This is a genomic window from Lewinella sp. JB7, assembly GCF_024297185.1.
Classification (GTDB): domain Bacteria; phylum Bacteroidota; class Bacteroidia; order Chitinophagales; family Saprospiraceae; genus Neolewinella.
This window is the reverse complement of sequence record NZ_JANCTD010000001.1, coordinates 703734-717093: the sequence shown is the minus strand read 5'-3', so window position 1 is coordinate 717093 and position 13360 is coordinate 703734. Positions and strand designations below refer to the sequence as shown.

At 59.8% G+C, this 13360-nt stretch carries 12 protein-coding genes and 1 tRNA gene; 5 read left to right on the top strand and 8 right to left on the bottom strand.

Annotation, left to right across the window (positions count from 1 at the left end):
* Positions 1-47: 47 nt before the first annotated feature.
* The 4 genes from NMA52_RS02660 (at position 48) to NMA52_RS02645 (ending at position 4919) form a co-directional block, all read left to right on the top strand.
* Positions 48-872, top strand: a complete 825-nt coding sequence (locus NMA52_RS02660; protein ID WP_254826088.1) for a hypothetical protein — start codon at positions 48-50, stop codon at positions 870-872.
* A gap of 211 nt (positions 873-1083) precedes the next feature.
* A complete protein-coding gene (pyk, locus tag NMA52_RS02655) occupies positions 1084-2514 on the top strand; it encodes a pyruvate kinase (RefSeq protein WP_254826087.1) in 1431 nt (476 codons plus the stop codon).
* A gap of 87 nt (positions 2515-2601) precedes the next feature.
* Positions 2602-4155: a tetratricopeptide repeat protein gene (locus NMA52_RS02650; protein WP_254826086.1), complete on the top strand. Its 1554-nt coding sequence runs from the start codon at positions 2602-2604 to the stop codon at positions 4153-4155.
* Between the two features lie 8 nt (positions 4156-4163).
* The gene (locus tag NMA52_RS02645) at positions 4164-4919 is read left to right on the top strand and encodes a DUF4292 domain-containing protein (protein WP_254826085.1); all 756 of its coding nucleotides are present in this window, start codon (positions 4164-4166) and stop codon (positions 4917-4919) included.
* Between the two features lie 487 nt (positions 4920-5406).
* Here the strand turns inward: NMA52_RS02645 and NMA52_RS02640 are convergent, their stop codons facing one another.
* Complete coding sequence (locus tag NMA52_RS02640) at positions 5407-6153, bottom strand: geranylgeranylglyceryl/heptaprenylglyceryl phosphate synthase (protein ID WP_254826084.1); 747 nt, start codon at positions 6151-6153, stop codon at positions 5407-5409.
* 167 nt (positions 6154-6320) lie between these two features.
* Positions 6321-6405: transfer RNA gene (locus tag NMA52_RS02635), tRNA-Leu, on the bottom strand.
* A 150-nt stretch (positions 6406-6555) separates the two neighbouring features.
* On the opposite strand from NMA52_RS02635, the gene NMA52_RS02630 reads away from it, so the two are divergent.
* Entirely contained in the window at positions 6556-7185 is a 630-nt protein-coding gene (locus NMA52_RS02630) for an NAD(P)H-dependent oxidoreductase (RefSeq protein ID WP_254826083.1), read from the top strand.
* A gap of 660 nt (positions 7186-7845) precedes the next feature.
* Here the strand turns inward: NMA52_RS02630 and NMA52_RS02625 are convergent.
* The 6 genes from NMA52_RS02625 to proB all read right to left on the bottom strand — a co-directional run bounded on the left by NMA52_RS02625 (position 7846) and on the right by proB (position 13317).
* Positions 7846-8901 (bottom strand): isoaspartyl peptidase/L-asparaginase family protein, encoded by a 1056-nt coding sequence (locus NMA52_RS02625; protein ID WP_254826082.1) that lies wholly within the window; start codon positions 8899-8901, stop codon positions 7846-7848.
* A 55-nt stretch (positions 8902-8956) separates the two neighbouring features.
* The gene (locus tag NMA52_RS02620; protein ID WP_254826081.1) at positions 8957-9343 is read right to left on the bottom strand and encodes a hypothetical protein; all 387 of its coding nucleotides are present in this window, start codon (positions 9341-9343) and stop codon (positions 8957-8959) included.
* A gap of 78 nt (positions 9344-9421) precedes the next feature.
* Positions 9422-10198: an ABC transporter ATP-binding protein gene (locus tag NMA52_RS02615; protein WP_254826080.1), complete on the bottom strand. Its 777-nt coding sequence runs from the start codon at positions 10196-10198 to the stop codon at positions 9422-9424.
* A 10-nt stretch (positions 10199-10208) separates the two neighbouring features.
* Positions 10209-10955 carry an ABC transporter permease gene (locus tag NMA52_RS02610; RefSeq protein WP_254826079.1) on the bottom strand — a complete coding sequence of 249 codons (747 nt, stop codon included), beginning with the start codon at positions 10953-10955 and terminating at the stop codon, positions 10209-10211.
* Positions 10956-11008: 53 nt separating this feature from the next.
* Complete coding sequence (locus tag NMA52_RS02605) at positions 11009-12499, bottom strand: right-handed parallel beta-helix repeat-containing protein (RefSeq protein WP_254826078.1); 1491 nt, start codon at positions 12497-12499, stop codon at positions 11009-11011.
* Between the two features lie 56 nt (positions 12500-12555).
* Positions 12556-13317 (bottom strand): glutamate 5-kinase, encoded by a 762-nt coding sequence (gene proB, locus NMA52_RS02600; protein WP_254826077.1) that lies wholly within the window; start codon positions 13315-13317, stop codon positions 12556-12558.
* Between the last annotated feature and the right edge of the window lie 43 nt (positions 13318-13360).

The window sequence follows — 13360 nt, the reverse complement described above, 5'->3', positions numbered from 1 at the left end:
CGGCCGCCGGCGTCGACCTTTTTTCCACCGATCGGGTTGTGAAGCCCATGGACATCCGCTTTATTCCCCAGGCCGAACTTGATAAGCAACTCTACAACAGTTGCGTGCACTTCGCCACCAACGGCAGCCTCTACGGCTACGACTGGTACCTCAATGCCACCGCCAAGGAATGGGACCTGCTCGTGGAGGGCGACAATTACGTCTCCGCCATGCCGCTGCCCCGCACCCGGAACTGGCTGGGCCGCACCTACCTCACGCAGCCGGAGCTCGTCCCCGACCTGGCCGTGTACAGCGTGAAGCCCCTTAGTCCGAAGCGCATCCAGGCCTTCTGGGACGCCATTCCGCAGGAGTACCGGGGGGGTGAGCTGACCGTCGAACCCGCGTCGGTGCCGAAAGAATCCGGCCGTTTTACCGTCACCACTGCCGTCGGGGGGGCCATTTTCCTCGACCGACCGTACGAAGAGATCACCGACGATTTCCCCCCGGCCTACTACGAGCGACTGGCCCGGGCCGAGCGCGCCGACTTGCTACCCGTCCCCTCGCTCAAGCCGGAAGCCCTGGCCGATTTCTGGTTAGCCGTACACGGCAAGTCCGTCGACAACGAGTGGAAATACCACGCCATGCAGCGCATCATGTACCAGATCCTCCACCGGAGTTGGGGCAACGCGGCCGGCATCCAGACGCGGGACGGAAAATTACTGGCCGTATCCTTCAACGTGTACAGCCACAACCGCGTGTTCCCCCTCTTCCGGGCCGAAAGCCAGGCGGGCGCGGACGCAGGAGCCATGACCTTGCTCGACGACACCCTTCTGCGCAGTCACGCCAACCGCTCCCTGAAAATTGCCCGCGAGATCCTATTGAATACGGAATAGCCCTACCCCCCACCATTCTACCCCCCTACCATACTACCATGCTACCCCCCCTACCCGCGAGCCCCGCGAGCGATCCTACCACCTAACCTACTAAATTACTACCTGACTACCCGCGAGCCCCGCGAGCGATCCTGAACTACTAACCTACTAAATACCTACCTTTACCCATTATTGTATTTCTTACACTAACTATCGACCGCAAACCATTCTCATGACCGACCACCAGAATACCAAGATCGTTGCCACCGTAGGCCCCGCCTGTAACACGTACGAAGGATTGATGAGCCTGGTGGAAGCCGGCGTGGACGTGTTTCGCCTCAACTTCAGTCACGGCAACCACGAGGATCACAAGAAAGTCGTGGACCACGTTGTCCGGATCAATAAGGAGAAAGGTACCCACGTGAGCCTGCTGGCGGACCTTCAGGGACCCAAATTACGCGTCGGTAAAATGGAAGGCGACGGCCTCGATCTCGAAGCCGGGCAGATCGTCACTTTTACCAACACCGAATGCGTGGGCAACGCCGAGCGGGTGTACATGAGCTATCCCCAGTTCGCCCAGGACGTGACCGTCGGGGAACGCGTACTCGTTGACGACGGGACCCTGGTATTCGAAGTCGTCGACACCAACGCCAAGGATACCGTCAAGCTGAAGGCCCTGTACGCCGGCAGACTGAAGTCGAACAAGGGAGTCAACCTGCCGAATACCAAGATCAGCCTGCCGAGCCTTACCGAGAAGGACCTGGAGGATCTTCAGTACATCCTCACCCTCCCGGAGATCAACTGGATCGCCCTGAGCTTCGTCCGCCAGGCCCAGGACTGCAAGGAACTGCGTTCGCACATCGACCGCGCCGGTCACCAGGCGAAGATCATCTCCAAGATCGAAAAGCCGGAGGCGATCGAGAACATCGACAAGATCATCAAGCACTCCAACGCCATCATGGTGGCCCGCGGCGATCTCGGCATCGAGATGCCCATGGAGCGGCTTCCGATCATTCAGAAAGAGATCATCAAGAAGTGCATTCAGCGCGCCCGCCCCGTGATCGTGGCTACCCAGATGATGGACTCGATGATCACGAACCCCGGCCCCACCCGCGCCGAGGTCACCGACGTAGCCAACGCCGTCCTCGACGGCACCGATGCCGTCATGCTGAGCGGAGAGACGAGCGTCGGCCGCCACCCCGCCCTCGTGGTGAAGTGGATGAATAGCATCATCGAGGAAGCCGAAAAGATCTACGAGATCGGCCAGAAACGCCCGAAGTCGAACGCCAAGAGCGGCACCTTCATCAGCGACGTCGTAACGTCCGCCGCCGCCTGGGCCGCCCAGAACGTCGGGGCCCGTGCCATCACCGGTATGACCCGGACGGGCTATACGGCTTTCAAGCTGAGCAGCTTCCGCCCCTCGTCGAAGATCTACATCTTCAGCGATCTCCCCCAAATCCTCAATACCCTCAACCTCTGTTGGGGTGTGCGCTGCTACCACTACGACCGCTTCCAGAGTACCGACCAAACCGTCGAAGATGTCACCGGCATCCTGAAGGACAACAACCACGTACAGGAAGGCGACACCATCGTCAATACGGGAAGTATGCCCCTCGAAAAGCGCGGCATGCTGAATATGCTGAAGATTACGGTAGTGGAGTAGGGGATGATTGAATGAGTGGATGGGAGGATTTGCACTAGCCGAAGAACCGCTGACGTTGTTAAGTCGTTAGCTTACTTTCTACCCGTCATGCGCTACCTGCTCCTCCTCCCCCTATTCGCTCTCGTCCATTTCCTGGGTGCCCAGGGAGCGGTGAACGAGCGCGAGGTCGGGCTGGAGGGCCGCTTCATCGAAGCCATGCAGGAAGCATTACTCGGTAAGACCGACGAAGCCATCACCAAATTCCGTGCCCTGCTGGAAGACGACTCCAGGAACGATCCGGCACTCTTCGAACTGGGGAGATTGGAGTACGCGGCGGGCAATACCCCGGCGGCCATTGAGGCACTGCGTTCCGCTTACGGCCTGCGTCCCAATGAGGTGTATGCCGCCTTTCTGGCGGAATTGTACCAGTCGGCCGGACGGTACCGGGAAGGGGCCGACCTGTACGCGGAGCGCATCAAGGTCAATCCGGCCGAAACCGGGAACTACCTCGAACGTGCCGCTTTTCAGGTGCGCGATCAGGACATTAAGGGAGCCGTAAAGACCTACGAAGACCTGGAGGGGCGCATCGGCATTAACCCCGAAGTTACCCGGCTAAAGCATGCGCTGTACCTCGGGACCGGCGATCTGAAGCGGGCCGAGCGGGAACTCACCCGACTGGTGGAGGCCTTCCCCGACCACGTAGGATTCCGGCACCTGCTGGCGGGTTACTATTCGAGTCAGAACGACGACAAAAATGCCCGGGAAGTGTACCGCGCGATTCTACAACTCGAGCCGGATGACGTACGTGCGCAACTCGCGCTCCAGGACGCCGCCCCGCGTGCCGGCGCAGGTACCGGTGACTCGGAGCTTATGGCTTTACTGGGTCGTGCCGACGTCGATCTGGACCTGAAGGTCGGTAAACTGCTTCCCCTCGTACAGCAGGTGGCCACTACCGGCGACCGGGACCTCGCCGACCGGCTGCTCGTGCTTACCGGCGAACTGCGTCGCGTGCACCCCGATGCCGCCAAAGCTTCCGCCATTGAGGGGGATCTGTATTTCCATTCCGGTCGCCCCGCCGAAGCCGCCGATGCCTACCGCGCTACCCTGAAACTCGACGATACCGTCTATCCAGTCTGGGAACAGCTGATGGCCAGTCTTTACCTCAGCAACCAGATGGCCGACCTCCGCAAGTACGGGGAGGAAGCGCTGGATATATTCCCCAACCGCCCGTCGATCTACGTGCACTACGCCCTGGGGGAGGCCTTCCGGGGCGACTTCGCCGCCGCTAACAGTCTGCTCCAGCAGGCCCAGTTCATGGTGAGTGCCAGTCCGGAATCCGCCGCCGCGCTGGAGGAGCTGACTACCGCCGTTGCCCTGCTGAAAAAACCGGTCGCCAAAATGGAGGTCGATACCGATCGCCTTCCGGGTGGAAATAATGGTCCCCTGGCCCTTTACCTCCGTCAGGTAAATGAACCGGACTCCGCAATTCTTTCCGCCGCGGACAACCCGCTCAACACCAACGCCCTCCTTCTCGAACTCATGGGCGACGCGCGGCAACGGGCCGGCGATCGGGACGCGGCCGCAGACTTCTACACCCGGGCCCGCGCGGCCGGCAGCAAGTCCCCTACTCTTTCCGAGAAGATATCCCGGCTCAAAAGCTAATGCTCTCCATGCGATCTACTCTACTGGCCTTACTGGCTGTTCTACTGTTAGCCAACTGCAACCGTAAAGTGGCCGGCCCGTCTGCAGGCAACACTGATCTACCAACGGGCAAGTTGCGGCTAGCGCAGGTGCTACGGTCCATCGACGACAACCGAACCACCGCCGAATGGCTGGACGCGAAGGCCAAAGTCGATCTCGACAGCGAGAAGCTCAGCATCGGTGGCACGGCCTACATCCGGATCCACCGCGACGAAGCCATCTGGATGAGCGTTAAGAAATTCGGTTTCGAGGGCGCACGGGCGCTTATCCGCCCCGACTCTTTCTTCCTCTACAACCGGTTGGAGAACGAGTACATCGCCGAGCCCCTCAGCTACATCGAAAAGAAGTATAAGATCCCCGCCCGCTTCGACTTGCTGCAGGAGATCTTTTTCGGCAACGCCGTTTTCCTCACCGAAGACCTCGAGGTCGACCGGGCCGATAATGCCATCCGGCTCACGGGCCGTAATCGGGAATTCGCCACCGATTACCGCATCGATCCCCTCACCTACCGTCCCCTTACCATGGAACTCCGGGAACTCGCCCAGGACCGTACCCTCACCGTCACTAACGGCGACTACGCCGCCGCCGACGGCCTGCGGCAGACCTTCCCCCGCTCCCGTACCGTCGTGATCAACGGCGGCAGCGAGGGTACCGCCGGCATGCAGATCGACTTCACCGACCTCGAGTTCGGCAAGGCCGTGGCCATGCCCTTCTCCACCAAGTAGTACAATGCGGCCTCCGGCCGCGAAGTACAATGCTGCCTCCGGCAGCGAAGTAGGAAGCTGCCTCCGGCAGCGGAAGTACGATGCTGCCTCCGGCAGCGACAGTACAATGCGGCCTCCGGCCGCGAAAGCACGACGCTGTCTCTGACAGCGATGAATGAAAACCGTTCTGGCCTATGACAATCCTCTCCGATCGCTGGTAAGGTTCCGATAATCATACTCACCGCGACAAAAAACACCCTCGCCGGATTGATCGCGAGGAGTTGCGGGAGCCGTCGGAGACGCCCCCTCCACAAGCTCGCTCATAAAGGATGGCCCCGCCGGGGCCAGTACCCCTCCCCTTTTGGTGCCTGGTCGGCAACCAGCAAGTCTCCGCGGGAACTATAACGGACGAGTTTGCGCACTGAATTTAGTGACATGTGCGGCGGTGCTATTTTACTATGCGGCGGCCCTCGGTAGTCACGGTACGTATTGCCCCTACCCCGGATAGCTACCCGACCCGCACCCCGCCCCGGACGACCTCCGCCAGTTCCGGCAGCCAGTGGGCGTCGCGTTCCAGTCCGTTGCCGACCACGATCAGGTCCGCGCCCGCATTCAGGGCCTGGCGGGCGCGCTCCGGACTGCGAATGCCGCCGCCGACGATAAGGGGTAGGTCTACCTCAGCGCGGACGGCCCGGATCATGCGGGCGTCCACGGGGTTGAGGGCGCCGCTGCCGGCGTCGAGGTAAATGAGCCGTAGACCGAGTTGCTCGCCGGCCAGGGCGGTCGCGGCGGCGATGGCGGGCTTGTCCGAAGGTATGGGAGTCGTGCCGCTCATGTAGGTGACGGAAGTGGGCCGGCCGCCGTCGATCAGGATATATCCCGTAGGGATGGGCGTCAATCCCAGTTGCTTGATCCGGCCGGCTACCGTGACGTGGTGCCCGATCAGCAACTCCGGATTGCGTCCCGAAATGAGGGAGAGCAACAGCAGGGCATCGGCCTGCTCGTCGAGTTGGTACACCGAGCCGGGGAAGAGGAGCACCGGAACGTCGGTGATCGATTTCAGTAGGCGCAAATAGTAGGAGGATTCCCCTTCGTTGACCAGGCTTCCGCCCCAGAGAAAGTAGTCGACCAAACCCTCATTAGCGTAGGCTCCCAGGGTTTCCAGATTTTCGCGCGAAGCCTTGTCGGGGTCGACGAGAACGGCCAGTAGTTTGCGGTGCTGACTGCGGGCCCGGAGGAGTGCGGGAAGGATCATGCGGTAAAGGTAGAGCTACCCGTCGCGAATCAAGGTAGCGGCGGGCACGGATTACACCCGGATCGGCGTACCCGCAAAATAACGCACATTCCCGAGGAGACAAACCGCCCCGGACGGCCGCAAACAAAAATAGCCTCCCCGGATCACGGAGAAGCTATTCGTATGCGTGCCCAGGACAGGAGTCGAACCTGCACGTCCGCAATGGACACCAGCCCCTCAAGCTGGCGTGTCTACCAATTCCACCACCTGGGCATAGGGTGTGTCGCTGGAAGCGGACGCAAAAGTAAGACGCACCCGTGGAATCTGCAATTTAAATGGTCAATTTAAAATTGATTGCTCCCGCGTCCCCGCACAAAACTTTTTACCTTCTCACAAATTAATGTAGGTACAATAATTATCCCCATGAATCTGATTGAAAGCCTCAAGTGGCGCTACGCCACGAAACGTTTTGATGCCTCCCGCCGCCTCAGCCCCGAGCAGTTGGCCACGCTCAAGGAAGCTACTAACCTCGCCGCCTCCAGCTTTGGTCTCCAGCCCTACCGCGTAGTCGTGATAGAGGATCCCGCAGTGAAGGAACAACTCCGGGAAGCCAGCTACAACCAGCCGCAACTGACTGAGAGCTCCCACGTATTCGTTTTTGCCGCCAAGCGCGATATGTCCCCGGAATACATCGACTCCTACGTCGACCGGATCGCCGAGGTCCGTGGTGTTCCGCGCGAAAATCTCGACGGTTACGCCGAATACATGAAGGGCTCGGTGGCCGGAAAGGATCTGGAGAGCGTCCAGACCTGGAACCAACGGCAGGCATACATTGGACTGGGCACCCTACTGGCCGCCGCCGCCGAAATGGGCATCGACACCTGTCCAATGGAAGGATTCGACGTCGCCGCCTACGACCGTATTCTCGGACTCGAAGCTCAGGGACTGACCGCCACGGTGATCGCCCCGGTCGGCTACCGCTCTCCCGAAGACGCTACCCAGGAACACGCCAAGGTGCGCTTCCCGGTAGAGGAGATGTTTACGACGGTTTAAAATTTCAAATTTTTAATGTGAAATTTTAAATTGGTTATACGTGTCCGTTGTCTTTAGTGGCGACACTGACCCTTCGTGATCGCTTGGCACAAGAGGACCACTTTAAAATCAACGGACGAGCGCAGCGAGCAAAGCCGCCAAATTCGACATGGTACTTCAGAAATGGTAAATGGTAAATCCCTTACCATAGGGCTCCTGTACCTATTCATCAGCCGAAAAAATGTCCCGGCCGCAACCACGAGCGCAGCGAGCAGAGCCGCCAAATTCGACATGGTAATTCAGAAATGGTAAATGGTAAATCCCTTCCTGGGGAGTCCCCATCGCCTATCTCGGTAGTCGGAAAAAGCCACAGCCACGAGCGCAGCGAGCAAAGCCGCCAAATTCGACATGGTACTTCAGAAATAGTAAATGGTAAATCCCTTCCTCGGGAGTCCCCATCGCCTATCTCGGTAGCCGGAAAAATGCCCCGGCCGCAACCACGAGCGCAGCGAGCAAAGCCGCTAAATTTGACATGGTACTTCAGAAATGGTAAATGGTAAATCCCTTCCTCGGGAGTCCCCATCGCCTATCTCGGTAGCCGGAACAAGCCATAGCCACGAGCGCAGCGAGCAAAGCCGCTAAATTTCCAATCTTAAATTTCAAATTGTAAATTATAAATTTTCACTCTTCATAAAACCTAACCTCCCGCTCTCCTCCGGCCTTCAGGTAGCCCCGGTACATTCCGGGAGTATTAAACGGCATGGCCACGTTCCCCCGGGCGTCGAGCGCGATGAGGCCACCGGTGCCGCCCTTTTCGACCAGCGTCTGGTGGATAACGGCATCGGTGGCTTCCTTTAACGAAGCTCCGGCGTAGGCCATGCGGGCGTGGACGTCGTAGGCCACGGCGTAGCGAATAAAGTACTCTCCCCAACCCGTGCAGCTGACCCCGCAGGTAGCGTTGTCGGCGTAGGTACCGGCGCCGATGATGGGACTGTCGCCCAGCCGGTTGTAACGCTTGTTGGTCATACCCCCGGTGCTGGTGCCGGCCGCGAGGTTACCATCCTTGTCGAGGGCAACACAGCCGACGGTTCCGTGCTTTTTATCGACGTCGACTTTTTCCTGTTCCACTTTTTCCCCGGCGAGCGCGCGCTGTAGCGCGTCGTACCGCTCCTGCGTAAAGAAGTAGGCGGGATCGACGACCTCCAGCCCCGCTCCGGCGGCAAACTCCTCGGCTCCCTTTCCGGTAAGCAGCACGTGTTCCGATTTCTCCATCACGGCCCGGGCGGCACTGATGGGGTGCTTCAGATTGGTGATGCCTCCGACGGCCCCGGCGTTTTGGTCGTGACCAGTCATGAAGCTGGCGTCAAGTTCGTTGATGCCGGCATTGGTGAACACGGCTCCCTTCGCGGAATTGAAATAGGGGCTGTCCTCCATGACCCATATGGTAGCCTCCACCGCGTCCGCCGCGCTGCCCCCGTCGCGCAGGACCGCCTCCCCGGCGTCCAGGGCGGCATTCATGGCGGCTTCGATGGCCGCGGCACGCTCGTCGGTCATATTTTCCTTGAGGATGGTGCCCGCCCCGCCGTGGATAACGAGCGCGTAGTCGGGTCGGTCTGACTCCGCGCTTCCGTCGCGCGACTGGGTGGCGGCCCGCAGACCGGTGTCGCTGCTGTCCTGACAGGTACAGAGCGCAAGACCGAGACAAATCAAAAGAGTAAGGCGGATTATTTGGTGCATGGCAGGGACGACTTGGGTACCCGCTAAAGGTAATACAACCGTCGGTTCGTCACGGCTACTCTACCACAAAGCCGATGCAGTAGTCCGACTGCGGGTAGTAAGTCTTACACTCCCCCGTCTTGAGCTGGATATCGTCGATGGAGATGACGAAGCCCCGGTAACTCACCGCATCCACGATACCCAGGGAATCGGAAACGGTGACGTCGGACACCATCAGCGTCGTGTCTCCGTCGGTAAGCGTAGCCTGCAGGTAGCCGGCCCAGACGCATACGGCATCGCAGGGGCAGCGGTTGTCGCTCACTCGCACCAGTTCCAGGGCCGTGTCGTCGGGAAGAATGATCCGGTCTCCTACGCTGATCAGACCGGTCGGACAGTCCAGTCGGGGGGCATCTTCACCGCAGGCGAAGAAGAGCAGGGGGAGTAAACAGATCAGGTAACGCATGGGAATACGATTTCCCCGTAGACGAACCCCGGCGGCCGGACGTTGGCGGATTTCGTACGCTGAATACCGGAATTCGACTTAGTCGTGCGCGTGACGTTGCTTGAGCGCATCTTCCCGCAGGCGGCGCAGGAAGGGACTGGCGAAGATGAAGTCCTGCAGTACCTCCTTATCGGTTTCGAGTACCTGCGACTTATCGCCCTGCCAGACCAGGTGGCCGTCCTTGAGCAGGACGATATTATCACCGATGCCCATGACGGAGTTCATATCGTGGGTATTAATGACGGTGGTGATATTATTCTTGTAGGTAAGATCGCAGATCAGTTCGTCGATCAGAATACTCGTCTTGGGGTCCAGGCCCGAGTTGGGTTCGTCGCAGAAGAGGTACTTAGGCTCCAGGACCATGGCGCGGGCGATGCCAACCCGCTTTTGCATACCCCCGGAGACCTCGGAGGGGAAGCGATCGTTGACGCCTTCCATGTTGACCATTTCGAGGCACTCATCGACCCGCTTAGCTTTCTCTCCGGCTGTTTTCTTGGTAAACATGTCCATCGGAAAACGGATATTCTCGCCCACCGTCATCGAGTCGAAGAGGGCATTGCCCTGAAAGAGCATTCCCACCTTCATCCGCACTTCGCGAATGGCCTCGTCATCGAGGGAGAACAGGTCGACGTCGTCGTAGAACACCTTTCCCGAAGTGGGTTTGAACAATCCTACCAGAAGCTTGAGCAGCACCGTCTTACCGGCCCCGGAACTGCCGATGATCAGGTTAGGCTTTCCGTCGTAGAACTCGGTAGTGATGCCCTTCAGGACCTCGTTCTCACCGAACGATTTCGTGATGTCTTGCGTACGGATCATGCGGGGCGGATTAGGTTAGCAGCAGGGCAATGAGAAAATCGAAAACCAGGATCAGCACGTCGCTGACGACCACGGCGTTGGTGCTGGCCTGACCGAGTTCGATGCTGCCGCCCTTGACGTAGTAGCCCATGTAACAACTGACCGACGTGAGCAGAAAGGCGAATACGGCGGCCTTGACGAACATCATAAAGACGTAGCGGGGAACGAAGAAGGATCGCAGTCCCAGCACGTATTCCGTATGGGATATGGTACCGGGCACCACCGTACTGATGTACCCGCCTATGATGCTCACGAAGGCCGAGATGGCCACCAGCATAGGAATGACCACCACGGCGGCAATGATCTTCGGCATGATGAGGTAGGCGGCGGTATTGACCCCCATGATCTCCATGGCGTCGATGTGTTCCTTCTGGCGCATCCCCCCGATCTCGGCTGCCAGGTTAGAGCCGACCTTACCGGCCAGCACCAGACAGGTGATCGTCGGGGCCATCTCGATGATGGTGATGTCCCGGACGATGTAGCCGATGTAGTAAGATGGTACGAAGCTGTCGCCCAGCTGATCGGCAAACTGCACGGCCGTCACCATTCCGATGAAGACCGAGATCAGGAGCACGATGAATACGGAGCCCACGCCGATGGCGTCCATCTGCCGCATCGTCTCCTTGTAGTACATCGAAAATTTCTCCGGCCGGGCGACGGACGAACGCAGCAGGGTCACGTAACGACCCAGATTGTAGAGCATGTTGTCAATGACCATGTACGCGGGGTGGGGTTCGAGGTGTAACGCCGGCTACCGGCGATTGGTTTGTATCAGTTTCCGGCTTGCCACTCCAACGCGCCGGCATCCGGCCGCTCGGCGTCACGCTCCGCCCCCTCCAGGTCGCGGGGAAGTTCGGGCAGGAAGACCGCCCGGTTGCGGGCTACACTGAGGCTGTCGGGGTGATAATCGTCCTGACTGATGGAGACGAAGAGGGGGTCGCCCGACTGGTAATTGTAGCAGTCGGTACAGTCGGTACCGTAAAAATCACGGAAGATGCCGTCGTTGCTGCGCAGGAATTCATCGTCGGTCCGCACCACCGAGTGGCTGATCTTCACGTCAAAAAAGCCGGGTTGCTGACCGTTGAAGCCGTCGGCGAAGAGCAACTGATTCGTGCGTGCTCCACTGATGATGCTGTTAGTGACCCGGGCGGTAAGGGGCGCGGCCAGGCAGACGTCGTTGTCGTCGCAGCTGAAATTGAGCAGGGCCAGGGCCGCGGCATCGGTTCCGTAGTTCGCCAGGGTGCAGTGCTCGAGCGTAAGGCTGCCCCCCTTCAGGTACTGGATCGTATTTCCGTAGTTGGAGTGGAACAAACTGTTGCGGGCCGTCACGGTCGACTGGTACGTACTAATGGCCGCGCCACTGCTATTGGCGATGATCGAATTTTCGACGGTCACCTCGGCCAGACTGTCGGCGGTGATGCCCACGATCGAATTGTAGATCCGGGTGTGTTCGATGCGGTTGCCGGTGCTCTCGGGACCGAAGATGAGCCCCCGATACGCGCCCCGGCTTTCTTCAAAGTCTTCCTCGAGGCGGTCGGTAGCCAGTATGACCGGATTGTCCAGCGTCCCCAGCAGGTGCAGCCGGCCCTCCGGAAGGGTGTAGATGAATCCGTCGTTGAAGATGCCGTTCCCGCCGAGGTTGAGATTGCGCTGAATGCCGCCGTGGAAGTAAATGCGCGTCCCGGCCAGCGCGCGCACGGTACAGCTATCGATGATCATGGAGCCGTAGATAACCGTCGGCAGATCGACCGGCAGGGTGAAGGTGCCGTCCTGACAGATGGGCTGAAAGAAGCGTCCGCGGTTAAAGCCGTTCAGGTAGTTGGCGTTCTGTCCGTAGGCTTCCAGCACGACCTCCGACCGCCTGTCGCCGGTCTCGAAGATGAGGAGATCCTCGGCGATAAAGGGGCTCACCGATTCGGGCGCCGTGGGGTCCACCTCCGCTTCCACGAAGACGAAGATGCTGTCGCGGCCCCAAATCACGACGTCGCGGGCGTCCGGGCCCATGGTGCCGTCCACGTTGAAGGTAAAGTGAACACCGGTCATGCCCGCTACCGAGATCCGGTCGATCCGTACCGGGTCGGCGGCGTCGTTGTAGACCTTAAAGGATTGCGTAGCACTCCCCCGGGCCGTAAACACCGTATCGAACCGCAGAGTATCCACTCCGAACCGGAGGTTTACGGCCTCGCCGGTGACGAAATCGCGATCCACTTCGCAGGCCGCGAGGCACGTCAGCAAAATTCCGAGCAGTAGGGATAGGCGCATAGGCGGGGAGGGCAAAGCTAATGAACTGGATTGGGGACGGGGGTATTGTTTGCGCGCTAGCGCACCGTGGTGCCCGGCCATTCACTTTCCAGTAGTCGGTGCAGGATACCCGGGCGACGTCCGTTGCCGATCATGACGGGAATGCCGGCCCGGGCCGTTTCGGTCGCGATCCGCAACTTCGTGGCCATACCGCCCCGGCCGCCGCTGGTCTTGCGGGCCTGCACGTAGCGGTCGGCAGTAGGATCATCCGGATCCACCCGGGTGATGAGGCGGCTTTCCGCGGCGTCCGGCGGCCCGTCGTAGAGTCCCTCCACGCTGCTGAGGATCACGAGGGCTTCGGCGCCGACCATACGGGCGACCAGTCCCGCCAGCTCGTCGTTGTCGGTGAACATCAGTTCGGTGACGGCCACCACGTCGTTTTCGTTCACGACGGGGACGATCTGATCCATCAGCAGGGCCCGGAAGCAGTTGAGCATATTGTCGTAGTGCAGATCGTCCCGAAAGTCGCCCTTCGTGGCCAGCACCTGGGCACAGAGTAGGCCATGGCCGGCAAAGAGTTGGCGGTACAGTTCCATGAGCCTGACCTGCCCGATGGCCGAATACACTTGTCGCTGGGCCACGGCCCCGTCGTCGGTTCGGTTCGGCAGCAATTCCTTTCCCGCCCCTACCGCTCCGGAGGAAACGAGGACCAGCTCCACGCCCCGCTGTTTGAGATGGGCGATCTGGTCGACTAGACTGCTGATGTTGGTGATATCTACCCGGCCGTCCGCCCGCGTGAGGACATTGGTGCCTACCTTTATGACGATTCGCTGATACATGGCGTAAAGGTAGCCCGGAGCCGGTCTTCGTCGTCGCCTCCGT